The organism is Legionella resiliens (assembly GCF_021344005.1).
Classification (GTDB): Bacteria; Pseudomonadota; Gammaproteobacteria; order Legionellales; family Legionellaceae; genus Legionella; species Legionella resiliens.
The window spans coordinates 179,749-204,783 of sequence record NZ_JAJTND010000005.1 but is presented as its reverse complement, the minus strand read 5'-3'; the positions used below and the strand labels follow the sequence as shown (position 1 = coordinate 204,783).

Genomic DNA, 25,035 nt, shown 5'->3' with positions numbered 1-25,035 from the left:
GCTAAATACTATAGCTTATTGGTTCCTTTTGAAAAGGAACTTTTAAATTACTTTTCGAACTTTTTACTGTAAATAGGGATTGGTGATGAGAAATAGGGCCATGATTTTTTTCTATTGCATGCGATTCAGCGTCATTATTTAGGAGGGTTTGCAACAAACAGTGGCTGCTTGAATGTGGAATAAGCTCATAACGTCTAGGATCTTTAGCGTAATATTCTGTATCATCTAAAGACCTATGTGATTGAAGATCATCTTTTGCAAATGCCCAATAATACAAATGGCCACGTTGACTTTCTATAAAGGATAATAAAGTGTGCTTCAGCTTACTGGCTTGGTTATCGATACAGTTACAGATTGTGGTAATTCCTTTTGCACCGGTTGCAAATAAGATGCCAAAAGAATTATCCCATACTTCACCAATAGTACATATCACACTGCCTAAAGCATAGGCAAGAATGCGACTTATAGGGTCTAAAAGAGTAAGTCCCACGCGGGTAGAGATAGAAATGAAATCAAGAATGGGTAAAACAAGGAGATTTTTAATTAATTGTAATAGCGGAATGCCTAGAGCTCGAACACCATTAATACAAAGATTAAGTAATTGATGATTGGAAAAGTGCCCGAATGGCCAGGTAAACCCATAAAGCGGTGATAATCTGAAATTGGCTATTAAATTATCTGATGGAGGTCTTGTTGAAAAGAAAAGAAGTAATTCACCTATATCACTGACATGGCCAAGGAGAGCAAGTGTTTTAGTGAGTAAATTCGTAACACCACGAAAAGGTACATGGACAAAAAGAGCGCTTACTTCAATCATTGGCATGGTAAGTAGAGCTAAGATAAAATCAGCGCAGGCTGCAAAAATCTGTTTGCTTATGTTTTTGGCAAGTACCCGACTTTTTTGCCAACCCCTGATAAATCCATCGTTAAATCCGTAATAATAGCCTTCAAAAAAGGGAGCAATGCACATCTTCCCCAGGGTTACAAAGCTTTTACACAGCCATTTACAGGTACCGAGAAACCAATCGTCACCCGGATGCATAATTGTATCATAAATAGCAGCCCCCCCTTTCCCACCTAAAGCGGCATAATTGGTATAGGGGAAATCCCCCATTTCATGTCCCAATGATGGGATTACTTTAGTTAAACCGTACCCTAAACCAAGCGCTAATGAAGCAATAATGGCAATTTCTGCGGGATCTTCTTTAAGGACATTGAATGCTTCAACAAAAAACTTATCTAAATTTCCACCTGCTTGAACACATTGCCAGTAGGTCATCGATGCAGAAATAGCTTCAGAGATTGTTCCATGGCTCATCCAATGAGCTAATTTTTGTGTCGGTTCAATGCCTGCAATTAATCCGTGTAATTGTAATTTAGTTAAAATGGATTTAAGGAACTCTGGAGCAAGTACTGCACCGCCACCGTAGGCATATGCTGCCATTGCTAAAGTACCGATCAAGGGATTTTGCTCACTTACTTCAATAAAAAAACTAGCAATGTGACGTATTACTCCTAAGATACGATGCAATGGATTGTCGTAAGCGGGTGGGCTTGGGGGGTGATTAGGGCGAGCAATGACGTAAGGACTGTTGCTAATTTGTTCTTTAATGAATTCTTCTAGAGTTTGCCCATTACCTAAAAGTCCTTTATTTTCCAAAGCCAATATCAGTGAGTTTCTTACTTTAGTGTATTGCTTGTGTTTTTCTTTAAACGCAAAATTGTCCTGTTTGGGAAAATGTGTGTCATGAATATGGTCGAAAAAATCATGATGCACATTATGGATAATAAAGTGTTGCATGCTTTTGTAGAATTTATAGAAAAATCTGGGGATACGTGAAATAAACGCATTAAGTCTAAGGCTAACACGCTCTGGTAAGTAGAGATGGCGTTTGCTGATTTGTCCTAAAGTATATAAATCCTGTCCTTCAGGTAAAGGATAGAAGAGTTCATTGTGAACAAAATAGCGCAATTGTACTATTTTGTTTTCTTGTCTTATCAGGATGAGTTGCTCATTAGCGTTAATTACCCAGCTACCGGTTGGTAGTTGGCTGATTCTTTTTTTCGCTTTTTTTCTGTTATTTTCAAATATTGGTTCTTTGGTGCTATTTATAAGGCTTGCGATTAGGGTTTTTAAATCAGGATAGCCTTTTTGTGGAAATCCTTGCAGTCTGTAATAGGGTATTATTTGGGTAATTGTGAGCCCATCTAAACGTGGCAGTACTTCTGTTTTATGTTCTGGCTTGCTATCGATTGCCAGATAATTAATCCAATCATGGCCATCACGCCATAGCTTATTAAAAAAAGCTGCAAGCTGTGCAAATCGATTTGCAGGAACATTGCTCAAATTCGTTGCAGAGGGGAGTTTGTAATAGCTACAAATAACTCTTAAGGCATCATCCAAATCTTTGCTGTTATGTCCTATGTGAAGCTCACTATCCCAAACGAGGCAGGATTGGAGTGGCTCCTGGTTTTTTACGATGCGACTAAAATCCATTTGATCTTGTCGTGACACAGAATAAACACGGTTAAAAGCATAGTGTTGTGCTATTTTATAGGCTTCATAAAGAATGTTTCCCAGAGAACCTTCAGAGACAAGCGGAGAAGTTGCTAATAAGCGATTCTGATCAGAGCAGCGCCCTATAATTTCAATCACTTCTTTTCTTAGTACTTCATGTCCTTCATGATCTTGATTGGTTAATTGGCGTTCTTTTTTTAACAGCTTTTTTAATGAATTAATGCATTCATTAGTCACTTGCAGTTTTTGCTCTTGTACCGAAGTAAGTGGCTGGCTGTAACTCGCTGAGCGTATTCTATAGCGATGAACTTTGCTAATAATATTCGCGACCAATGAAGAAGGTCGTTCTCCTGGCAGGAGTTGAATTAGATCTGCCTGATGAGTAAATAACATGAGTTGCACAGTTTTTTTATTATGGTTGGCGATTAAGCGCAGCCTGTCGCCTCCTGGAAGAAGGTATTCCATATCATAATGACCATACAGCACTGTTCCTGCTTCATAGCTGAATGGGCTTCCTGTTATTGTGGGTAATGCTTGATGACTAGAAGGTGTAATAGTTAAGGGGACGATAATTTGTGTGTGTCCGTTCTTCGTTACAAAATAAGACATAGGAACCATCCTTTGTTCACATACTGTACAGGATACTTGGTTTTTTAGTGAAATATCAAGTAGGAACAGATACAAAACCTGGAAATTTTATAGCGTCACTGATAAAATGTTTTAAAAATAAACAGGAATCTATTTTAATGACTAGTTATTGTGGTTATATTGCTTTAGTTGGTAGACCTAATGTAGGTAAATCAACCCTCCTTAATTGTATTTTGCAGCAAAAAGTTAGCATAACCTCCAAAAAGCCACAAACAACCCGGCACAGTATTTTAGGGATACGTACTGAAGGTGAGTACCAATTTGTTTATGTGGATACACCCGGAATTCACCAAGGAAATAAAAAGGCAATGAATCGCATGATGAATAAAACTGCGATTAGTGTATTGCGTGATGTGGATGTGATTGCTTTTTTGGTTGATGGAACTCATTGGCAAGAAGAAGATGAGTACGTTTTAAATTTAGTAAAACAAGCCAAAGTACCTAGTATTTTGGTAATTAATAAAGTGGATAAAATTGACGATAAAACTCAACTGTTACCTTGGATAGAGCAAATAAGTCAAAAACATGAATTTACTGCGATTATTCCTATATCGGCAAAAACGGGAGTACAGGTTGATGAGTTGCAAGAAAAATTGCAAAATTATTTGCCTGAGGGTCCCCATTTATTTCCAGATGATCAATTGACTGATCGACCTATAAAATTTTTATGCGCGGAATTATTACGTGAAAAAATTTTCCGCTTTTGTGGGCAAGAATTACCTTATTCTGTTACTGTAGATATTGAGTCATTTAAAGATGAAGGCACGCTTGTGCGTATTCATGCATTGATTCTTGTGGATAAAGACAATCATAAACGAATGATCATTGGTGATAAAGGACGAAAATTAAAAGAAATGGCAACAAATGCACGGATGGACATGGAAAAACTGTTGGGCAAGAAAGTATTCTTGCAATGCTGGTGTAAGGTAAAATCCGGCTGGTCTGATGACGAGCGTATATTAAAACAATTAGGTTATGACCATTAGGACAATAGAGGCTTGGGTTTTACACAAGAAATGGTCTGGAGACACGAGTACTCGTGTCAGTTTTTTTACGCGTGAGTTAGGCGTGATTCAATGTCTTTCCAAAGGCGGGCGCACACCTAAAAAGCAAGCTCTTTTACAACCTTTTACTCCTTTATGGGTAAATCTTGTTGAACGTCATGAGCGATATTATACACAATCTGTTGAAAGTATTGTGCCCACGCTTCAACTTACAGGCGGCTCACTTTTTGCGGGTTTATATATCAATGAAATTCTTTATTATGCACTAAGACCCAACTATCCCGACGCGACATTATTTGATGCTTATTTGTTTACTTTAAACAATCTCGCATCAACAAAAGAACGATTAGTGCTAGAAGCTTCATTAAGGCGTTTTGAGTGGACTTTATTGCATGCATGCGGCTATTCTTTTTCATTAACACACGAAGCAAGAACTGCACATCTGATTGGTGCAGACTTGTGTTATCAATTTGTTGCTGGTGAAGGTTTTATTATAAATAGCAGGGGAATTCCTGGGGAACATATTCTTGCTTTGGCACAAGATAATTTAAATGAAGCGCCTTATCTTAAATCAGCAAAAATAATTATGCGTCAAGCAATTGATCATCTTCTAGGTGGGCGTGAAATTAAGACAAGGGCTTTATATTGTGCAGAAATAAAATAGGGCATGAAGACAATTCCACTGTACTCTCTACTTCATGTATGCAGCGTTTCGGTATTCTAAAGTCATACCATTTTGGCTCAATCCAGCCGATTGTTAACAGACACTAAACCATTTAAAGAGGTCTAACTTGGATTTTTTGCAGCACTTGGTACGCACAATGCATATATATGTTTTCAAGCAACTTGAGTTTAGGTCATGATGGACTTTATACTCTTTATTTTATTGTAAGGTGTAAAATGAATAAACCAATACTATTGGGTGTCAACATTGATCATATAGCTACTGTACGCCAGGCAAGAGGCACCCGTTATCCTGATCCTGTTCAGGCTGCAATGGATGCGGAAGAAGCCGGTGCTGACGGTATTACTTTGCATATGCGAGAAGATTTACGACATATCCAGGCTCGTGATGTACGTTTGATGAAAGAAGTATTACAAACGCGAATGAATCTTGAGTTGGCGGTAACTGATGCAATGCTGGATTTTGCAGAAGAAATAGCGCCCGAGCATACGTGTTTAGTCCCGGAAAAACGCGAAGAATTAACTACAGAAGGTGGCTTGGATGTGATAACACACCAGAAATCAGTAGAGTATGCGGTAAAGCGTTTGCAGGCTATGGGAAGTGAAGTTTCTTTATTTATTGACCCAGATCCCGAACAGATTAAAGCCGCAGCGGATATTGGTGCTCCTGTAATTGAATTGCATACAGGGTGTTATGCTGATGCGAGCAATGTGGAACAGCAACAACATGAGTTGGCCCGGATAAAGCACGCCGCGGAATACGCAGCGAGTTTAAATTTAATTGTCAATGCAGGCCATGGCCTTAATTATCATAACGTACAATCTATAGCATCTATAAAAGAATTACATGAACTTAACATAGGCCATGCGATTATTGCCCGAGCCTTATTTTGTGGTATGAAAGAGGCAGTAAGACACATGCGTCTACTAATGCAGGAAGCAAGACTTTATGTCAACATCTGACGTGATTGTTATTCGTATTACTGGAGATTCGGGAGACGGTGTTCAATTAGTGGGCGAGCAACTCACCATTAGTGCAGCGCTTACTGGTCGTGATGTACGTACTTTACCCGATTTTCCTGCGGAAATTAGAGCTCCAGCTGGCACTGTGGCTGGGGTTTCTGGTTTTCAACTGGCGATGGCTGAACATGCTATTTTTACTGCAGGTGAGTCGCTGGATGTGCTGGTTGCTTTAAATCCAGCGGCATTGAAACATTCCTTGCAACATCTAAATCAAGGCGGTTTATTAATTATTAATGAAGACAGTTATCAGGAGAAAGATTGGCAAAAGGCCGGAATGGATAAGAGTTTTCTCGATAATTGTGCCGAGCATTACCAAATTGTTTCATTTCCTTTAATTACCCAAACCTTGCACGCAGTATCGTCACTTGAATTGACGAAACCCCAAGCTACTAAAACCAAAAACTTTTATGTTTTGGGTTTGGTACTCTGGTTATTTGACTTGCCAACAGAAGCTTGTGAAGGATTTATTGCTAAAAAATTCAAAGCGAATGCTGTTGTTGCCAAAGCCAATCAATTGGCATTATTAGCTGGTTACAATTATGCCATGACTTTAGAATTATCACGCCGTGACTATATGTTAGGCGAGGTTAATCGTGATGTAGGGGAGTATCGACAAATTACAGGGGTAGAGGCAGTAGGTTTAGCACTTGCTACGTTGGCTACTTCGCTACAAATACCTATGCTGGTTTCGGGCTATCCGATTACTCCTTCTTCAGCAATACTTCATGAATGTGCGCGCTTATCTGATTTTGGAGTGCAATTACTCCAGGCCGAAGATGAAATTGCGGCAATTTGTGCCTGTATTGGAGCTGCATACGGAGGGAGATTGGCTTTAACTACAACTTCAGGACCTGGGCTGGATCTAAAAAGTGAAAGTCTTGGTCTGGCAGTAGTCGCTGAATTACCTTTAGTTTTACTTGATGTTCAACGCGCCGGGGCCTCCACAGGATTACCAACAAAAACAAGCCAAAGTGATTTACGTCAGGCACTGTATGGGCGTCATGGCGAAGCACCCTTGCCTGTATTAGCGGCACAATCTGCTGCAGATTGTTTTAATACCGTTTTAGAAGCATTTTATTTGGCTGTTAAATATATGACCCCAGTAATTGTTTTGCTGGATGCTTATCTCGCAAATGCAGCAGAACCCTGGAAGATACCCGAAGTAAGTGCTTTAAAATTACCTCAAATTGAATTTAACCGTTTTCCAAAACCATTTACTCGTGACGCGCTTTTAAGTCGAAGTTGGAACACACCAGGTACTCCAGGGTACATTCATCAATTAGGGGGTTTAGAAAAGCAAGGCGAAGACGGTCGTGTAAGTTACGATGCTGAAAATCATCAAAAAATGGTTCACTTACGTCAGCAAAAAATTGATGGAATTGCACGAGAATATGAACCTTTAGTCATTGAAGGCGATGCGAATGCGCCAATCATTTTAATTGGCTGGGGAAGTACTTATGGCTGCTTAAAATCAGCAGTTTTGCAATGCTTGGGACAAGGATTAGCACTTGCTTATGTGCATTTACGTCATTTAAACCCTTTACCAAATGACTTAGGAACTGTTTTAAAAAAATACGATAAAGTATTGGTTGCAGAATTAAATTCAGGGCAATTATGCCAAATTATTCGTGCCAGCTATTTGGTTGATGCACAGGTGATTGGCCAATCGAATGGTCAGCCTTTTACTGTCAGTCATCTGGTGAATACTATTAAAGCGGAAGCCAATTATGAACAACAATTATAAGCGCGAAGATTTTGCCAATACTAATGAAGTTCGCTGGTGCCCTGGGTGTGGTGATTATGCCATTTTGATGGCACTACAAAAAATGTTGCCTGATTTAGGGTTACCCCCAGAACAGCATGTTTTTATTTCTGGAATAGGGTGTGCTGGACGATTGCCTTATTATATGAATACTTATGGTTTTCATACCATTCATGGTCGAGCTACTGCAGTTGCCACTGGTTTAAAAGCGCTTCGTGAGGATTTGTGTGTTTGGATAATTACTGGAGATGGCGATGCTTTAAGCATTGGCGGTAATCATCTGATTCATATTTTGCGTCGTAATGTGAATGTTAATATTTTGCTATTTAATAATCAGGTATATGGTTTAACTAAAGGACAATTTTCACCAACCTCACAAAAAGGTCAAGTAACAAAAACATCGCCTAAGGGAGTAGCGAATGAACCTGTGAATCCACTTACATTAGCTTTAGCGGCAGGGGCTAGTTTTGTAGCTCGGGCTGTAGACAAAGATCCCGTTCATTTGGCAACTATATTAAAGAAAGCGCAAGAACATCAAGGCTGTTCTTTTGTAGAAATTTATCAGGATTGTAATATTTTTAACCACGGCGCCTTTGATGAGTTTGCACTTAAAAGTAATCGCGCTGAGAATACAGTGATATTGGAAGAAGGCCAACCTTTACTCTTCGGTACACAAAAAGAGAACGCGTTGCACCTTAGAGAAGAGCAATTCACCAGTGTTTCAGCAGAAGAAAAAGGTATTTATCATCATAACCCAAGTGATTTTGTTGCTGCGATACGCCTTGCAGCTTTATCTTTTCCTGCATATCCAGTTCCTTTGGGCGTTTATTATCAAAAAACTCGGGATTTTTTTGCTTTACCTGAAGAGGTAAAAAAGGCCCTACCTGACTTACCTGAGCTATTCAGGGCAAAAGCTACTTGGCAACAAAGTTAAGCTCTTAGCTCTGGGGTGAAGCGAGGCGTAACCCAGGTTTTCCCTGCTGCCGATGATGTCCCGGGTTAGGGCTTGCGCCTCCCCCCAGGCTACATGTAGCTTTTTTAAACCAATATTATGCAAGGTTATTTTAATAATAGCCAACACTCTGTAAGCAGTTCGGTCTCAGCTACTTCATGGTCAAAGTTGTAATAGCAAAAAATACAGGGTAAATCACCCAACTGTTCGCCTGAATTAGGCAACCAATCACGATATAAACAATAGACTGCGTCCCCAATGGTATCGCGTGAGCCTTTATGAACTGCTACAGCATAACGCCCTGCAGGTAGGTGTTTTTCAATGATATTACCTTCAAGTTTTATTTGCTCTGGGACGGTAATCCCTAAGTCAAACCGAAAATCAGCGGGGTCAGTTGTCTTTGGATCGTCATAAGCAAAGCCAAAAGCTTCTCCTGCTTTAGGTTTTAAGTTCATCGATTGAGATTTTGCCCAATGAATTAACTTATTGACACTTTCACCCACTTTTTCAGGTGCGCCTCGATGTTCTAGTACCGCCAAACGTCTGGCTGGTATCTCTCTGATCAATACATTCATGATGATGTTACCTTGTTTTGGCAAATAATACGGTGAGTTTTCCCAAAAACTCCAATTTGAGTGCACTCTAAATTCACTTGGATTCATACCACAAGCTTGTTTAAATACACGTGTAAAGGCCTCATGAGATTCAAATCCCGCATTTATTGCAATTTCGATAATGGTTTTATCTTTATCAACAATTAATTGATGGGCTGCTCGTTTTAAACGAAGCCAACGAATATATTGTTGTAACGATAGCCCTGTATAAGCGGTAAATAAACGATGGAAATGGTATTTTGAAAAGCAGGCAATATGACTTAATTGAGTTAAATCAAGCTTTTCATCAAGATGTTTGCCGATAAACTCAATTACTTTTTCTAATTGGTACTTATAATTCATGCTTTTCTCAATTTAAGGTCATCAACTTATTTACACAAATCATGTTATCGAATTTATGGAAGAATGTTTTGACCATTTTTGCTAATTTTGATGGAAAGCCATATTTGGCTCATCTTGAACGAAAAAGCTGACTTTCCCGGTGATACAGGATGCGCTTATCAAAAAAAAATCCCGGCAAAAATGAACCGGGATTTAGGTAGAGGAGAATGATACTAGTCGCGCCCTGAAAACGCACTTAATATGTTAAGCAAGCTGACGAACAAGTTGTAAATTGATACAAATAGACCTACGGTAGCCGAGATGTAATTCGTTTCACCTTCATGGATAATTGCACTTGTCTGCATGAGAATTAGTCCTGAAGAAATAAGAATAAACGCAGCTGAAATAGCTAATTGCAGTGCAGGTATATGAACAAAAATTCCTGCTATCATCGCTAATAAAGCAACCATCATACCGACAAAAAGAAATCCACCCAGGAAGCTGAAATCTTTTTTAGTTGTTAACGCATAGCCGGATAATGCAAAGAAAATAATACCAGTACCGCCTAACGCAGTTGCAATTAATTGCGGACCGTTAGTAAAGTGACTGATGTAGAAGTTAAGCACTGGACCTAAGGTATAACCCAGGAATCCGGTGAAGGCAAAAACACTTACTAATCCCCAGACACTGTTTCGGAGTGCTTGAGTCAAAAACATTAAGCCATAAACGCCAACTATCATAAGAAGAGGGTTCATGGGACGCGCACCGCTCGTAAGAGAAAAAACTGCCATAAATGCACTGAACAAAAATGTCATGCTCAGTAATAGATAGGTATTACGCAGTACCTTATTGCTGGCAAGCACTGACTCATTACGTCGCGTAAGTATAGTGACATCATTTCGGTTCATTGTTTAGAGCTCCTCTATGTTTATATTCTCAGTCTAGCATATCTATGGGTTAGTTTCCTATATTTCAAGTTTAAAAGGAATTATTTTTGTTTTGAGGTTCTATAGTACTATAGTAGTATATAAATAATTCTAGAATAGAGTCCGTAGTGACCTGGCATTCAGGATAACGCAAAAAATTTCGACATTTTTGATGTCATAAAATTGCAGGATTTATTATGGCACGCGCAGCTTTGATACAAATGGTTTCTTCAGCAGAAGTTGCTGATAACTTACATCAAGTTGAAAAATTAATGCTCCAAGCCCGTGAAGAGCAAGCAGATCTTGTGCTTTTACCTGAAAATTTTGCGTTTATGGGACTTAGGGAAACAGATAAATTACAGATTGGGGAAGTATATGGTGTAGGTCCAATACAACAAAAAATTAGTCAATTGGCAAAAAAATTAGGCTTATGGGTAATCGCCGGAACTATTCCTCTTAAAAGCACAGGTTCCAAGGTACGCGCCAGTTGTCTGGTTTATGATGCCCAAGGTAAGTGTGCGGCGCGTTATGATAAGATTCATTTGTTTGATGTGTATGTTTCCTCAAAAGAAGCATATCAAGAATCGATGTCCATTGAGTGTGGGCATGATCTGGCTCTTGTAGATACCCCCGTTGGAAAAGTAGGATTAACAGTTTGTTATGATTTACGTTTCTCAGAACTTTATCAACAACTCATGTTGCAAGGGGCTCAGTTGTTTACCGTCCCTTCAGCATTTACGGCTGTAACAGGCTTAGCTCATTGGGAAGTATTATTGCGAGCGAGAGCTATTGAAAATCTATGTTATGTTTTGGCGGCAAATCAGGGGGGGCAGCATGAAAATGGACGTACTACTTTTGGTCATAGCATGATTGTTGACCCTTGGGGAAAAGTACTGACACAAAAAGAAACGGGTACTGGAGTGGTAATAGCAGAAATTGATTTACAAGGTCAGCAAGAATTACGCCGAAGTTTCCCCTGTTTGGAACATCATGTATTAAACTTATAAGTAGAATACTACTTTTTTAATACATCAAACTAACAGATATTATTTTATTTATTTAAAAGGTAATTAAATGACAGAGGTTCTTACTACAGCAAAAAAAATTTTATTAGCTCCTGCTGCGCTGGACGAAACGGGGATAGAAAAATTATTTAAAACCATTATGAATCGCCATATTGACGATGCAGATCTTTATTTTCAAAGTTGCAGTTATGAATCATGGTATTTGGAAGATTCAGTAGTGAAAAGCGGTAGCTATTCTTTAGATAGAGGTGTAGGTATTCGAGCTGTCAGTGGCGATAAAACAGGTTTTGCCTATTGTGATGATATTTTACTGCCCTCAATGTTACGGGCAGCTGACGCAGCTCGTTCTATTGCACTTACTGGATCGAAGCCAATTCAATCTATCCAGGTAAAAGGTGCGGCGGTAAGTCGTTATCAAAGTTTAAACCCTATTGAAGGGATGAGTAAGCAAGAAAAAATTGCTTTATTAGAAGCAATTGATAAAGAAGCGCGCAGTATTGATCCTCGAGTGACCCAAGTTAATGCGTCCTTAAGTGGCTGTTATGAGGTTGTAATGGTAGCTGGGATGAATGGGCAGATGATTGCTGATGTTAGACCTTTGGTGAGCATCAATGTCAGTGTGATCGTAGAAGATAAAAATGGAAGAAGGGAGTCCGCTCGTTCTGGTGGCGGCGGCCGGGTGCCTTATTCTTATTTTTACGAAAAGGAAAATGCCTTAAGTTATGCTCGTGAAGCAGTACGTGAAGCATTGATTAATCTGGAGGCCCAACCTGCTCCAGCAGGGACGATGCCTGTTGTTCTTGGACCAGGCTGGCCCGGTGTTCTATTGCATGAAGCGGTAGGGCATGGTTTGGAAGGGGATTTTAATCGCAAGGGTTTATCTGCTTTTTCTGGGCGTATTGGCCAACAAGTTGCAGCAACCGGGGTTACAGTAGTTGATGATGGTACTTTGAAAGACAGGCGTGGTTCCTTAACAATTGATGATGAAGGGACACCCTCACAATGCACTACGTTGATTGATAACGGAGTTTTGGTGAATTACATGCAAGATAAACTGAATGCCAAATTGATGGGCATGCAATCTACAGGTAATTGTCGCCGCGAATCTTATGCGCATGTACCTATGCCCAGGATGACTAATACATACATGTTGTCTGGACAACATGATCCTGAAGAAATTATTCGTTCAGTACAACGCGGTTTGTATGCAGTCAATTTTGGGGGTGGACAGGTAGATATCACTTCAGGTCAATTTGTATTCTCAGCCAGCGAAGCTTATCTTATTGAAAATGGAAAAATTACTGCGCCAGTCAAAGGAGCAACACTCATTGGTAATGGGCCCGATGTAATGAAAAAAATCAGTATGATTGGAAATGACCTGGGATTGGATCGAGGAATCGGTGTTTGTGGAAAAGAGGGGCAATCAGTTCCGGTTGGAGTAGGGCAGCCTACTTTGAAAATAGATGCTTTAACCGTGGGTGGGACAAGTTAAAGAATAAAACATTACAATGTAGCCTGAGCTTTACTTTGCTTTACTGAGGCTACATTTGATGTTCTTACTCATGTTTTGGATTACTGCATTTAACCCTTTAAACCAACAGGAATTCTAACGCTGATGGAATTGTTAGATTGAGCTTGTACAGTACCTCCTAATCCATTAGTAATAGTATAAGTTACAGTAAATCTTGGATCGGCCGGATTATTGCTTTGATAACTACAAATTATATTTCCAGTCGCACTGTTATACGTAACAGAATCATTAAAATAGTTGATTAAGTTAGCAGGAACATCTTGTACTGACCCAGTCGAACGAAAATATACTTGGAGTGTTTGAGACAATATATCTTCCATACCATAGCCACCAATATAGCTTCCAAAATTAGTGACAGCATTTGGACCGCCTTGAGTCATAGGACAAAAAACATTGACTTCATATCCAATAGGGTCTGCCATTGCCATTTCAGGTAGTACAATGGAGCCGGAAAGCATCAATAATGAGCTTAAAAAAATATTTTTCATTATAATAGGTCCTTCTATATTAATTGAAATAAAGAAATTTAATTATATAAGCGAATTAGATTGTTAATGAATAAAAATAGACTGTCAACGAAAATTTTTAGTGGTGCAAGCTTACTCGGCTTCAGTTATGTATTATTTTATACACTCCTCCACCCTCATTCACTTGCACCTTGTCTAAAGCTTAGTGGTTAACACTATGATTTACGCAAAATCAAAATGGTAAGCAACTGAGGCAACAAATTCGTTTAAGAAAAGATGCTTCGTTTCGAAAGGTGTGAGTACCCCTGTAGCAACAGTAACGACATCGAAGAATGAATTTTCAGTGCGCAAAGTACCCGCATCAACAAAACGATAGCCAAGCCCAATGCTGACTTTATCGTTAAAAAAGTAATCAGCACCGACACCAGCATCCCAAGCAAAGCTAGTCACTGAATCTCCATGAATGCGAATATCATAAGTTACTGGATTACCGCCGAACACATGCTGTACGTTTCTTAGATTACCCATTTGGTTATAAGCAAAACCAATCCCGCCTTTAACATAAGGTACAAAGCCACCCCAATTTACAGTGGGCTTTAAAATCAGATCAAACAGGAACGTTTGGACGTCAATGTCATCTGCCTCAAAATGATCTTCCAGATAAAAATTAGGATCAGTAGGAATGACTGCATAGCTCGCATGAAGAAAATAATCATAGCCACTTCGGTAATCCCAAGTAAACTGGATGGCAAAGTTGGGGTTATATTGATAGCCGATGAATGCACCTCCAAAACCGCCAATCCCGAAGTCGTTATTCCAATCGGAGTTGCTTGGTGCAACGACACGAAGAGGCTCGCTACCACCGAGATCGGGTGCAAAATGCGTGTTTAAAGAAATAGAAGCTCCGCCTTCAGCACCAATATAAAATCTTGGTGCAGAAGGAGCAACACTCCCCATCACACCAGCAATGGCTAAACTATTAAATCCAATACACAGTGCTGCTATAGCAATTGCCTTGAATCTCATATTCTCTTAGTCTCCTTGTAATATTATTTGGTGAGCTAATTTTTAAATTAGTGAACACTGGAATAAGTCAGTCTAAAATAATACAGGGGACGCCTAATCCATGGCACTAAATTATGGTAATAACAATACATTTCATAGTGGTATTTTGCCGAAGCATGCTACTACTATGAAAGTTAAATAGCAAACTTCTCCACGGTTTCGGATAATCATGCGCTATAAATCCTGGATTACTTTTGCTCTCTATTTATTCTACGCACTTTTCTCGTCATTTAATCGGTTAAGCAAAGAGCTGATTTCAAAAATGCGCTCTTCTGATGCAGTATTATCTAGGGTAAAACGTAAGCGTTGGGGGCCGTCCATTTGGTATCTTTTGGCATGTACTTGAATTAAATGAATCAACACTCCTGGATCAATCGAAGGATTTTCATTGAATTCCAGTTTGCCTTGTTGTGCACCGGCACTGATTTTTTGAATGCCCATTTTTTCTGCTTTTAATTTTAATTCAGTAATCAAGAATAAGTGCTTCACTTGTTGTGGAAGCAAACCAAACCGGTCAATCAACTCAATTTGTAAATCATGTAATTGTTCTTTACTTTTTGCATTGGCGATTCGTTTGTACATGATCAGTCGATTATGAATATCAGGGATGTATTCTTCAGGAATAATGGCACTGATCCGTAAATCTATCTCAGGTCCTTGATGCATAGGAGCAGATAACTCGGGTGTTCTTCCTGCTTTTAAATCATGTACCGCTTTATCAAGCATTTCCATAAATAAATTGAATCCGACTGCCTGCATGTTTCCACTTTGTTCAGCACCTAGTAGTTCACCTGCTCCGCGAATTTCCAGATCATGTGTTGCCAGAGTGAATCCTGCACCGAGATCCTCTAATGAAACAATTGCTTCCAGCCGTTTGACGGCATCAGCAGTTAATAATTTTTCATTAGGGGTCAGCAAGTAAGCATATGCTTGATGATGAGAACGGCCCACACGCCCACGTAACTGATGCAGTTGTGCTAAACCAAATTTATCCGCACGATCAATAATAATTGTATTGGCTGTGGGAATATCAATACCGGTTTCAATGATCGTGGTGCAGACCAGTACATTGAAGCGGTGATGGTAAAAGTCAGACATTACCCGTTCCAACTCGCGCTCACGCATTTGTCCGTGCGCACTGCGTATTTTCGCCTCTGGAACCAGGGTTTGCAAATCTTGGCACACTTGTTCAATTGTTTCTACATTATTATGCAAGAAAAAAACTTGCCCCCCTCTAAGAATCTCCCTCAGTATGGCTTCACGCACAGTGGCATCTTTTTTCTCTTGCCAGAATGTTTTAATCGCGAGACGTTTGGCTGGGGGTGTAGTCATTAGAGAAATATCCCTTATACCCGCCATAGCCATATTCAGTGTTCTAGGAATTGGAGTAGCTGTCATCGATAAAATATCAACATGAGTCCGTAAGCCTTTGATGTGTTCTTTTTGTTTCACTCCAAAACGATGCTCTTCATCAATAATGAGAAGTCCTAAATTTTTAAAGGCAATGTTACTTTGGAATAATTTATGGGTTCCTATGACGATATCAACAGTTCCTGATTTCAAAGCAGTGAGCACCGCTTCAGTTTCTTTGCCTGAACGAAAACGTGAAAGCAATTCAATGTTGATGGGAAAATCGGCAAATCGGTCCCGGAATGATTCAAAATGTTGCCCAGCGAGGAGGGTTGTTGGTACCAGGATACAGACTTGCTTGTTGCTTTGTACTGCAACAAAAGCGGCACGCATGGCTACTTCAGTTTTTCCAAACCCTACATCCCCGCAAATTAAACGATCCATAGGTCTTGGGGATTCCATATCTTTTATTATTTGTTCAATGGCTTGTAATTGATCCGGAGTTTCTGTAAAAGGAAAAGCACTGGCAAATTTAACATACTCATCGTGCTCTACTTTATACTGGTATCCAGGTTGTGCTTCTCTTTTTGCATAAAGATCCAGCAGTTCAATTGCTACATCATGAATTTTTTCGGCAGCTTTTTTCTTTTCTTTTTGCCATTGATCAGAACCCAGTTTATGCAAAGGGGCATGTTCACTATCAACCCCTGTATATCGACTAATGAGGTGGAGTGAGGTGACAGGGACATAAATTTTATCCTCGCCTGCATAAGTAAGAACTAAAAACTCACTAGCAAACCCATTAGATTCTATATGTTGTAATCCTTGATAACGTCCTACGCCAAACTGCAAATGAACTACAGGAGCGCCCACGCGGAGTTCAGCCATATCACGAATAATTAAATCAGGGTCAACCGCTTTTTGTACTCCTCGCCTTTGAGGGGTACTTTGCTCTCCAAATAGTTGAGACTCCACGATGATTACAATATGACTTTGTTTTAATTCACATCCATAAATAAGAGCCCCAGTGCTGATGTTGATCCGAGTAGTATCATTAATAAAGTCGTGCCATGAAGAATGAACTTTGGGGGAAATACCACTCGGTTTAAGCAGATCAAGTAACACTTCACGACGTCCGGCACTTTCGACCACAATTAAATAGCGGCGTGAGGAATCCGCACAATAGTGACGAAGTTGGCTTAAAGGTTCCTGAGTTTTTCTATCTATAGGTAGTTGTGGGCCTGGTTCGATGTCAAAATTAACTACGGCACCTTTTCTATCAGAAGGATTTTGGAACAAGCGAAGTTGTTCATAAGTATTGGCCTTAGTTAATAATTCAGTTGGATTAATAAAACATGCTGGGGGTGATAGAATGGGCTTACTGATATCGTATCGTCTTTGTTCAAAGCGTTCATTTAACTCTTGCCAAAATTGTTCCGCATTATTTTGAATGTTTTCAACTAAGCAAACCTTGGCGTTTTCGGGTAAATAATCAAAAAATGTAACTGTTTTTTCAAAAAACAATGGCAGATAATATTCAATTCCTGAAGGGAATTGACCCTCACTGATCGCTTCATAAATAGGACATTGGCTTGGATTTCCGGGAAATTGTTCTCTAAATGTACGGCGAAATAGAAGTTGACTTTGTTCGTTTAAAGGAAATTCTCGAGCAGGTAATACATTGATTTCTTTAATTTTTTCTATTGTACGTTGGGTTTCAGTATCAAACTCTCTCAAGCTTTCAATTTCATCATCAAAAAGTTCAATGCGAAATGGCAAACCCGAACCCATAGGATAGACATCAATAATTGAACCGCGTAAAGCAAACTCTCCATGCTCAAGTACTTTATTAACACAATGGTAACCGGATTGTTGCAGCTGGTTCCGAAAGGCTGTTAAATCCAACTTTTGTCCTTCTTTAAGCATCAATGCATATTGATTCAAGAATTCAGGTGGACACAGCCGATGCATTAATGTGCTTGCTGCGGTAATGACAATCGCATTTGTCACTTGTTGGATTCGACTTAATGTATATAAGCGCTCGGAGATGATGTCTTGATGGGGTGAAAATTGGTCATAAGGGAGTGTTTCCCAATCAGGAAAAAACAATAACTCTTGGGGTGAGTCTGGATTGAGAAAGAAATTCAATTCCGCTTGTAATTGATTCGCACTGAGATTGTCCTGTGCAATCAATAGCTTGATTCCGGGTGTTTGTTGACAATATTCAGCCAATGCAAGTGCTAAGCTGCTTCCGTGGAGTTGTCCCCATATTTGTTTAGATTGTATTGGCTTCTTATAGAGTAAGGTTTTAATGGACATAGCTTAGGCAAGCGGATTTAAAAATTAGCGATTATACTCTATCTAAATTTATAGGTCGAATCGATATTAATTACGGAAATTCAGAACTCAAAATTTATTGGTTGTTATTTCGAACAGAACAATTCAAACTAAATTTTTAAAATGTGCTGCACTGACAGCTACAGATCAGGCACTCTCGGGCCAATCATTAATTTTAATATCGAAATGATTTAATAAAGCGATGACTTCCGGGACGGAAAAACGTGCTTGTTTTATTCTATTCTCATTTGGATCAATGGTGTAATTGATAGCATTTGTGAAATCAGCAGAATTTAAATTTGTATGGAGAAATAGGCTATTCAGTAAGTCGGAATCCACAAAACTGGCATGACTTAAATTGGCTTCTCTGAAATCAATATCATGAGCTTTACATTCCTCAATGATCAAACCAGAAAGCTCCAATCCATAAAAACTGGAGTGGCTTAGGTTGCTGCTGTAAAAATAGAGGGGGCTTGTAAGCTTGACCAAGGGCCAACTTAATTCGGTCCAATTTACACCTATAATTTTTGAATTTTTAAATGAGATTTCTGAAAATTTACAATTTGGAAATTTTGCAAGAGCTAGATCGCAGCCTTCAAAATCGCAATCAGTGAATTGTGTATTCCTGAAAATAACGTCAATAAATTTACATTGTTTGAATCGGCAACTTTCAAAATTGATTTGCTCGATTCGTGTTTTTTCAATAGTTAATTGCGTGAATGTTTGATTAAGGTAAGTATGATCATTAAAGGGGTGTGTCATATACTTTTTCTCTAATTTGAAATCACTTTGTAGCCTGGGTGAAGGGTCTGAATCTTCTACACATCGCTGAGTAACCAGGCCTATTCCGACTTTCCGCGGCTTGTCCGCGGGATCCAGGTGATCTCCCTAAAACACTGGACCCCGCGGACAAGCCGCGGGGGTAGAAACAGGCGAAGCGTAGCGGAATCCGGGTTTCTAAACAAGAGTATAATTGTTTAATCCCGGATTACGGCTTGCCTTCGCCCAGGCTACACATTAGGTGCTACAACTTAGGTTTCATTTAATGATGTATCGGTTTCAATGAGTTCAAGCTCATCTAATTCAACATCTACGGACTCAATTTTTTGAAAACGCGACGTAATTTTTTTTGCGGATGTATTCACTTCACTGACATCTTGATGAGCCAAATTGATGTGCTTAGACAGTTTATCCATTCTTTTTTCAAAACGTTGGAAATCATCAGCAAGAGCTTGTAGATGTTTTTGAATAATGTGAACTTGTTTGCGAGTGGCATCATCTTTAAGCACCGCTTTAGCAGTAGTAAGTACGGCCATTAAAGTACTGGGAGAAACAAGCCATACTTTTAATCTTTGAGAAAGAGAAATTAAATCAGGATAATTTGCATGAATTTCTGCAAAGATGGATTCGGCAGGAATGAACATCATAGCACCATCGGTGGTTTCATTGGGTATAATGTATTTTTCTGCAATGTCTTTAATATGCTTTTGAATGTCTTGACGAAATTGTTGTTGTAACGATTTTTTCTCAACCGAACCTGTATCAGTGCTGATAAGTCGCTGATAGGTTTCGAGAGGGAACTTCGCATCAATAACTACATTACCCGTTGGTTCGGGCAAGAACAAAATACAATCAGCGCGCTTTTGATTACTTAGTGTATATTGCATTGCAAAATGATTAGGTGGAATCATATTGCTGATGAGTGTCGCCAATTGTACTTCACCAAAAGCTCCACGCGCTTTTTTATCAACTAATACATCTTGCAAGCTAACCACATGATTGGATAGTTCAGTAATTTTCTTTTGTGCTTCATCAATGATTGTTAACCGCTTTACTACGTCAATAAAAGTTGAGGACGTTTTTTCAAAACCTTCGGTTAATTTATGATTGACTTGTTGAGTTAAGCTGTGGAGATGATTGCGGATTTCTTCAGTAAGCAACTGCAAATGAGAGGTCAGTGAACTTGCATGTTGCTTGAAACTATGACTCATTTGCTCCCTAACATCGGTCATTTGTTTTTGGACGGTATCATGTATGAGTTGTTGGGTCATCAATTGTCCTTGGGCAATTTTCTCACTTACATCCAGGCGTACCTGATGTAATTGGGAGGTAAATGCCTCTAGAACTTTTTCATTAAACTGCCTGCTCAATTTTTTTTGCTGGCTTTGTTTTATCAAAAGCCAAATTAGGAATATAAATTGGAGGGCTAAAGCATATGCGATGCCCTCAAGTAACGTGATTGAAGATAAAAATTGCATTCATTAGTCCAAAAGTTGACTGAGTTTAATCGGTGGGTCATATTGATATATCGTTTTTAATTGCCCGTAATCAGTAAGGTGCAAATAACCCACGGAAAGCTGATCCTCTGCCAAACGAGCTGAATTGTCAAAACTAAATTTAATTATTTGTTTTCCGGGTTCGAGCCATTGTGCGCTTTGCGCTGTTTCAACGGGAAGATCCGCACCTTTGGAATTTTTTGTGTATAAAACACTTTGTAATGCATACCGACTTGCAGTAGCAACTTCTACAGTAGCGGCAAATGTTAGAGGGTTAGAGGAGATCTTTTTGATGCTCATTAGGCTTGCGGAAGGGATTGAATAGGAGAAAGCAGCCCGTCCACTACGATGTAAGGGACTATTCTCACCAAGTGTGCATAATACATCGACCTCGATATACCAGTTGCCCCCATGAGTGTTGTCATCAGAAGATAAAAGTGCGCTGGCTTGGAATTGGTTGCGTTTAATTTCTTTTATTTTGAGAGGGATTGTTTGATTATCAGGACCTACCAATGTGGCATTCACATCCTCTACAGGATAAGAGGTTATATTATCTTTAAGCGTAATAAGGGCATTAAATTGATCACCGTATTGATATTGCAATGCCGAAGGTTCAATTTGTAAATAAATTAAAGAGTATTTTTCAAACACATGAATTAGATAGGAATCGGCATTTGAGGAATCTGTGGATTTGCTTTTGAGTATGAAATGACTCATACCCAATTCAGGTTTGATTTGCAGCATGATCTGATGTGAACCTATCCTGAGTGATTCATCAATTGCTTCATCCTGACTGTACAAAGAGGAAGCTTCTTTTAAGCTTATGAATTTGCTGGACTTAGCACTTTTAAGCTCCAATGCAGGAATAGATTTATTTTTTTGCAAAGGGAGAATGCGTATTACTGCTTCTGGTGTGTGAATCGCTAAGTTAATGCCTTGTTGTAATTCGGCAGCAGTCACTTGTTGATTATAACTGTAACTTTTTTGGATGTTGCTTTCTTTTTTATTTAAAGGAAATTCTCCAATTTTCCAGCGATCCTGCATGCTTTCATGAGGTAAAGTGCTGCAAATATCACAATCATAAGATTTGACTGGATTTTGTGGCAGGGTGAATGCGCTGACTTGCGCGCAACAAAAAAATAAAGGCAATAAAGTAAGTAGAGTTCTCATTTTACAGTTCCTTCTGAATCTAGGATAGAAATCAGTTTCTTATCCAGTCCAAAACATGAATGTCGACTTTGGTTATGGCTAAGCGTTGTTTCATCATCCGTTTGTTCCTTGTCATAAAACCAAATCGTACCTGCAGCGGCTTGGGACGTACAATTTAAAAAACCATCGGCACAATAATCCAGATAGATTTTGGCAATTCTTAAGCCGCTATTGAGTAGATAACCATTACAGTAACTGGCTGAAGAGAGGGGGGAGGCAATAACATCAGTTCCTATGACTGCATTAAAAGGTACGGGCAAGGAGGGGCGATTATTAGTGCCGAATAAGAGCTCTTCGTTGTAAATATACATGTCACCAACACGTTGCTGTTTCACCGCATCTCCCGTATAACCTAACAACCAGCTCAGGCTGGCTTCGAAAACACCTCCATTGAAAAGCATATCAGCAAGGGGTGTACCTCCACTTGAAGGAGCTAAAGCAACGACGTTTTTGATTTTGCTTTTTAATCGCATATATCGATTATCATAAGTTGGATTCGAAAGGATCCAGCGCATTACATTTGCGCCATTGGAATGGGTATAAAGAACTAGAGAGTCAATTTTGTTACGATCTATAAAATCTAATAGCTGATTTGCAGTACATCCTGCAGCTTCTTCATCCCACATGTATTTACTGTAATCACAATGAACTACATAGTAGTTTTCAGGATTCGGAAGCCCTTGAGCAATATCTTGAATAAAATCAGTTTTCCAATAGCCTCCTTCCGCATCATCTCGGTGATCATTTGTTCCATGAACAAATGCGATGCCTAAATTTCTATATCCATCCGACTGTGGAAGAGCATACATTAATGTGGAAGATACAAGTAAAAACCCTGTTATTAAGATACGTTTAAAATCCATTTTTATCACGCCTCGGTTCTTGTTGAATCGATATGTATCTATAGCATATTTTTTAATGATAAACTAATGTTTTTAGGATCATAAAGGGTACGAATTTTTTCGTAGCTTGGGTGAAACGAAGCGAAATTTGAGAGGTGGTAGTTTCCCTACGTACCGCGCTTTATGCGCGGTATCCAGATTGATATTCTGAGGTATTGCTGAAGTCTTTTTTAAAGTAAGATTACTGGATGCCGCGCATAAAGCGTGGCACGTAGAATGTCAGGCTTCATGTATGGCAATGACTCCTTAGGTTTTGAATTATGGATGGAAAATGAATGAGTATTGATGAAATAAAGGGACAAGTTGCTGAATTAAAAGATAAAATAAGGCAGTATGATTATCACTATTATGTTCTGGATGAACCACTTGTTCCTGATGTTGAATACGATCGGTGTTTTCGTGCATTACTGGATTTGGAAGCTAAATATCCTGAATTAGTGACAGCCGATTCGCCTACCCAACGTGTGGGCGGTACTCCCGCAGATGCCTTTATGCCAGTATCTCACAGGCAACCCATGCTGTCCCTATCAAACGTATTTACTGAGGAAGAGTTACAAGCATTTATTAAGCGTGTCACCGAAAAACTGGATGAACCAGTTCAGCAATTGGTTTTTACCTGTGAACCTAAGCTGGATGGGCTTGCAGTAAATCTTAGCTACGAAAATGGAACATTGATTTCTGCAGCAACGCGTGGTGATGGAAGTACAGGTGAAAACATTACTGCCAACATTAAAACAATCCCTGCAATTCCTTTAATTTTAAGAGTAACAAAACCACCACGGTTTATCGAAATTCGTGGAGAGGTATACATGCCAAAAACTGGTTTTGAAGAGTACAACAAAAAGGCCAAAGAATCTGGGGAAAAAGTTTTTGCCAATCCCCGTAATGCTGCTGCAGGAAGCTTACGGCAATTAAATCCTGCAGTGACAGCAAATAGGCCTTTGGCCATTTATTGCTATGGTATAGGAGCTTGCGAAGGATATAGTTTACCAGATAGCCATTGGGAGCAATTGCAATTACTTAAAGAATTTGGTTTTAGGGTATCTTTAGACACCAAACAGGAAGTAGGTATCAAAGGTTGCCTGAGTTATTACCACGATATGTTAGCCAAGCGTAATCAACTTCCTTTTGAAATTGATGGGGTTGTTTATAAAGTAGATAGCATCCCTTTACAACGACAACTTGGATTTATTTCGCGAGCTCCCCGATTTGCCTGTGCCCATAAATTTCCTGCTACTGAAGAGATGACCGAACTGTTAGCCGTTGATTTTCAGGTAGGAAGAACGGGTGCTTTAACTCCAGTAGCTCGTTTGGCTCCGGTCAGTGTTGCAGGAGTTACTGTAAGTAATGCGACTTTGCATAATATGGATGAAATTGTCAGAAAAGATATTCGTATCGGTGATATGGTTATTATTCGTCGTGCGGGCGATGTTATTCCAGAAGTAGTTTCTGTCGTTCTTGAACGACGCCCCGCAAATACCAAAGAGATTCATTTACCTGATAAATGTCCTGTTTGCGGTTCTGATGTAGTGCGTGAAGAAGGGGAGGCGGTTGCGCGTTGTGTGGGTGGTTTATTTTGCAAAGCGCAACTAAAAAGAATGATGTGGCATTTTGCTTCACGTAAAGCGATGTATATTGAGGGGTTGGGATCTGTGCTTATTGAGCAGCTAGTCGATGAAGGAATAGTGCGCCATTTACCCGATCTTTATACGCTTGATGTTACTACTTTAGCAAATCTTCCACGCATGGGGGAGAAGTCGGCAAAAAATTTATTGAACGCTTTAGAACAAAGTAAAAATACAACATTTACTCGGTTCCTTTATGCGCTGGGAATTCGTGAAATTGGCGAATCCAGCGCCCGAATGTTGGCAGAACATTTCGGAGATATCGACGCGATTTCCAAAGCAACAGAAGAAGAGTTAATGAGCTTGCCAGATATGGGGCCTGTAGGTGCTTTTAATGTAGTACATTTTTTTGCACAAGAACATAATCGTCAAGTGATTGAACGTTTATTAACCCTTGGTATTCATTGGCCAAAAGTTGAGAAAAAGAAAGTCAATAAAGCGCATTCTTTATTCGGAAAAACAGTGGTTCTAACGGGAACCTTAAGTACTATGGGACGTGAAGAGGCCAAAGCAAAATTATTGGCTGTGGGGGCTAAAGTGACTGGTAGCGTCTCAGCAAAAACAGATTATGTTATTGCTGGAAGTGAAGCAGGATCCAAACTGGATAAAGCCAATGATCTGGGTGTTGCGGTTTTGGATGAGGAACAGTTTTTTAAAATATTATAGGATTTAGTTCCATTTACTGTCTTGGCTAAACTGTCCTGATTTACTGCGCTTCGGTGCTCGAAAATCAGGCCATTTTAGCTCAAGCTAGCGAAATGGAAACAGACCTAATTTATTTAGATAAGGATTTTTT

18 protein-coding genes are annotated in these 25,035 nt (G+C 39.4%); 8 read left to right on the top strand and 10 right to left on the bottom strand.

The genetic code is table 11. The features are described 5' to 3' along the window. Position 1 precedes the first annotated feature (1 nt). A complete protein-coding gene (locus LXO92_RS13445; RefSeq protein ID WP_232891160.1) occupies positions 2 to 3,127 on the bottom strand; it encodes a hypothetical protein in 3,126 nt (1,041 codons plus the stop codon). A 137-nt stretch (positions 3,128 to 3,264) separates the two neighbouring features. Between LXO92_RS13445 and era the strand changes: the two genes are divergently transcribed. The 5 genes from era (at position 3,265) to LXO92_RS13420 (ending at position 8,573) form a co-directional block, all read left to right on the top strand. Next, the gene (gene era, locus LXO92_RS13440; protein WP_182350057.1) at positions 3,265 to 4,152 is read left to right on the top strand and encodes a GTPase Era; all 888 of its coding nucleotides are present in this window, start codon (positions 3,265 to 3,267) and stop codon (positions 4,150 to 4,152) included. After that, on the top strand, positions 4,142 to 4,834 hold the full coding sequence (recO, locus tag LXO92_RS13435; protein WP_182350056.1) for a DNA repair protein RecO: 693 nt from the start codon (positions 4,142 to 4,144) through the stop codon (positions 4,832 to 4,834). The genes era and recO overlap by 11 nt, the downstream gene beginning before the upstream one ends. A gap of 236 nt (positions 4,835 to 5,070) precedes the next feature. After that, complete coding sequence (gene pdxJ, locus LXO92_RS13430) at positions 5,071 to 5,817, top strand: pyridoxine 5'-phosphate synthase (RefSeq protein ID WP_232891159.1); 747 nt, start codon at positions 5,071 to 5,073, stop codon at positions 5,815 to 5,817. Next, entirely contained in the window at positions 5,804 to 7,621 is a 1,818-nt protein-coding gene (locus LXO92_RS13425; RefSeq protein ID WP_182350054.1) for a 2-oxoacid:acceptor oxidoreductase subunit alpha, read from the top strand. The genes pdxJ and LXO92_RS13425 overlap by 14 nt, the downstream gene beginning before the upstream one ends. Continuing rightward, entirely contained in the window at positions 7,605 to 8,573 is a 969-nt protein-coding gene (locus LXO92_RS13420) for a 2-oxoacid:ferredoxin oxidoreductase subunit beta (RefSeq protein WP_182350053.1), read from the top strand. The genes LXO92_RS13425 and LXO92_RS13420 overlap by 17 nt, the downstream gene beginning before the upstream one ends. A gap of 125 nt (positions 8,574 to 8,698) precedes the next feature. Here the strand turns inward: LXO92_RS13420 and LXO92_RS13415 are convergent, their stop codons facing one another. Continuing rightward, positions 8,699 to 9,547 (bottom strand): AraC family transcriptional regulator, encoded by an 849-nt coding sequence (locus tag LXO92_RS13415; protein WP_182350052.1) that lies wholly within the window; start codon positions 9,545 to 9,547, stop codon positions 8,699 to 8,701. Positions 9,548 to 9,759: 212 nt separating this feature from the next. Further along, complete coding sequence (locus LXO92_RS13410; RefSeq protein WP_182350051.1) at positions 9,760 to 10,434, bottom strand: Bax inhibitor-1/YccA family protein; 675 nt, start codon at positions 10,432 to 10,434, stop codon at positions 9,760 to 9,762. A gap of 215 nt (positions 10,435 to 10,649) precedes the next feature. Between LXO92_RS13410 and LXO92_RS13405 the strand changes: the two genes are divergently transcribed. Both LXO92_RS13405 and tldD read left to right on the top strand, forming a co-directional pair. Further along, complete coding sequence (locus LXO92_RS13405) at positions 10,650 to 11,459, top strand: carbon-nitrogen hydrolase family protein (protein WP_182350050.1); 810 nt, start codon at positions 10,650 to 10,652, stop codon at positions 11,457 to 11,459. 67 nt (positions 11,460 to 11,526) lie between these two features. Beyond that, entirely contained in the window at positions 11,527 to 12,969 is a 1,443-nt protein-coding gene (tldD, locus tag LXO92_RS13400) for a metalloprotease TldD (RefSeq protein ID WP_232891158.1), read from the top strand. An 89-nt stretch (positions 12,970 to 13,058) separates the two neighbouring features. Here tldD and LXO92_RS13395 read toward each other — a convergent pair whose 3' ends face one another. The 7 genes from LXO92_RS13395 to LXO92_RS13365 form a co-directional block, all read right to left on the bottom strand. Then, positions 13,059 to 13,496, bottom strand: coding sequence for a hypothetical protein (locus LXO92_RS13395; protein WP_232891157.1), 438 nt, complete (start codon positions 13,494 to 13,496; stop codon positions 13,059 to 13,061). 201 nt (positions 13,497 to 13,697) lie between these two features. Next, complete coding sequence (locus tag LXO92_RS13390; protein WP_182350048.1) at positions 13,698 to 14,501, bottom strand: outer membrane protein; 804 nt, start codon at positions 14,499 to 14,501, stop codon at positions 13,698 to 13,700. A gap of 249 nt (positions 14,502 to 14,750) precedes the next feature. Then, positions 14,751 to 18,209, bottom strand: coding sequence for a transcription-repair coupling factor (gene mfd / locus LXO92_RS13385; protein WP_182350047.1), 3,459 nt, complete (start codon positions 18,207 to 18,209; stop codon positions 14,751 to 14,753). 165 nt (positions 18,210 to 18,374) lie between these two features. Further along, entirely contained in the window at positions 18,375 to 18,989 is a 615-nt protein-coding gene (locus LXO92_RS13380; RefSeq protein ID WP_182350046.1) for a pentapeptide repeat-containing protein, read from the bottom strand. 269 nt (positions 18,990 to 19,258) lie between these two features. Beyond that, entirely contained in the window at positions 19,259 to 20,485 is a 1,227-nt protein-coding gene (locus LXO92_RS13375) for a DNA recombination protein RmuC (RefSeq protein ID WP_182350045.1), read from the bottom strand. Between the two features lie 3 nt (positions 20,486 to 20,488). Continuing rightward, the gene (locus LXO92_RS13370; RefSeq protein WP_182350044.1) at positions 20,489 to 21,673 is read right to left on the bottom strand and encodes a DUF4785 domain-containing protein; all 1,185 of its coding nucleotides are present in this window, start codon (positions 21,671 to 21,673) and stop codon (positions 20,489 to 20,491) included. After that, complete coding sequence (locus LXO92_RS13365) at positions 21,670 to 22,575, bottom strand: hypothetical protein (RefSeq protein ID WP_182350043.1); 906 nt, start codon at positions 22,573 to 22,575, stop codon at positions 21,670 to 21,672. Before LXO92_RS13365 ends, LXO92_RS13370 begins: the two co-directional genes overlap by 4 nt. 314 nt (positions 22,576 to 22,889) lie before the next feature. On the opposite strand from LXO92_RS13365, the gene ligA reads away from it, so the two are divergent. After that, entirely contained in the window at positions 22,890 to 24,905 is a 2,016-nt protein-coding gene (ligA, locus tag LXO92_RS13360) for an NAD-dependent DNA ligase LigA (RefSeq protein WP_182350042.1), read from the top strand. The last annotated feature ends 130 nt before the right edge of the window (positions 24,906 to 25,035 follow it).

Coding starts and splice junctions, on each gene's coding strand:
- LXO92_RS13445 (WP_232891160.1), bottom strand. CDS start 3,127: ATGTCTTATTTTGTAACGAAGAACGGACACACACAAATTATCGTCCCC.
- era (WP_182350057.1), top strand. CDS start 3,265: ATGACTAGTTATTGTGGTTATATTGCTTTAGTTGGTAGACCTAATGTA.
- recO (WP_182350056.1), top strand. CDS start 4,142: ATGACCATTAGGACAATAGAGGCTTGGGTTTTACACAAGAAATGGTCT.
- pdxJ (WP_232891159.1), top strand. CDS start 5,071: ATGAATAAACCAATACTATTGGGTGTCAACATTGATCATATAGCTACT.
- LXO92_RS13425 (WP_182350054.1), top strand. CDS start 5,804: ATGTCAACATCTGACGTGATTGTTATTCGTATTACTGGAGATTCGGGA.
- LXO92_RS13420 (WP_182350053.1), top strand. CDS start 7,605: ATGAACAACAATTATAAGCGCGAAGATTTTGCCAATACTAATGAAGTT.
- LXO92_RS13415 (WP_182350052.1), bottom strand. CDS start 9,547: ATGAATTATAAGTACCAATTAGAAAAAGTAATTGAGTTTATCGGCAAA.
- LXO92_RS13410 (WP_182350051.1), bottom strand. CDS start 10,434: ATGAACCGAAATGATGTCACTATACTTACGCGACGTAATGAGTCAGTG.
- LXO92_RS13405 (WP_182350050.1), top strand. CDS start 10,650: ATGGCACGCGCAGCTTTGATACAAATGGTTTCTTCAGCAGAAGTTGCT.
- tldD (WP_232891158.1), top strand. CDS start 11,527: ATGACAGAGGTTCTTACTACAGCAAAAAAAATTTTATTAGCTCCTGCT.
- LXO92_RS13395 (WP_232891157.1), bottom strand. CDS start 13,496: ATGAAAAATATTTTTTTAAGCTCATTATTGATGCTTTCCGGCTCCATT.
- LXO92_RS13390 (WP_182350048.1), bottom strand. CDS start 14,501: ATGAGATTCAAGGCAATTGCTATAGCAGCACTGTGTATTGGATTTAAT.
- mfd (WP_182350047.1), bottom strand. CDS start 18,209: ATGTCCATTAAAACCTTACTCTATAAGAAGCCAATACAATCTAAACAA.
- LXO92_RS13380 (WP_182350046.1), bottom strand. CDS start 18,989: ATGACACACCCCTTTAATGATCATACTTACCTTAATCAAACATTCACG.
- LXO92_RS13375 (WP_182350045.1), bottom strand. CDS start 20,485: ATGCAATTTTTATCTTCAATCACGTTACTTGAGGGCATCGCATATGCT.
- LXO92_RS13370 (WP_182350044.1), bottom strand. CDS start 21,673: ATGAGAACTCTACTTACTTTATTGCCTTTATTTTTTTGTTGCGCGCAA.
- LXO92_RS13365 (WP_182350043.1), bottom strand. CDS start 22,575: ATGGATTTTAAACGTATCTTAATAACAGGGTTTTTACTTGTATCTTCC.
- ligA (WP_182350042.1), top strand. CDS start 22,890: ATGAGTATTGATGAAATAAAGGGACAAGTTGCTGAATTAAAAGATAAA.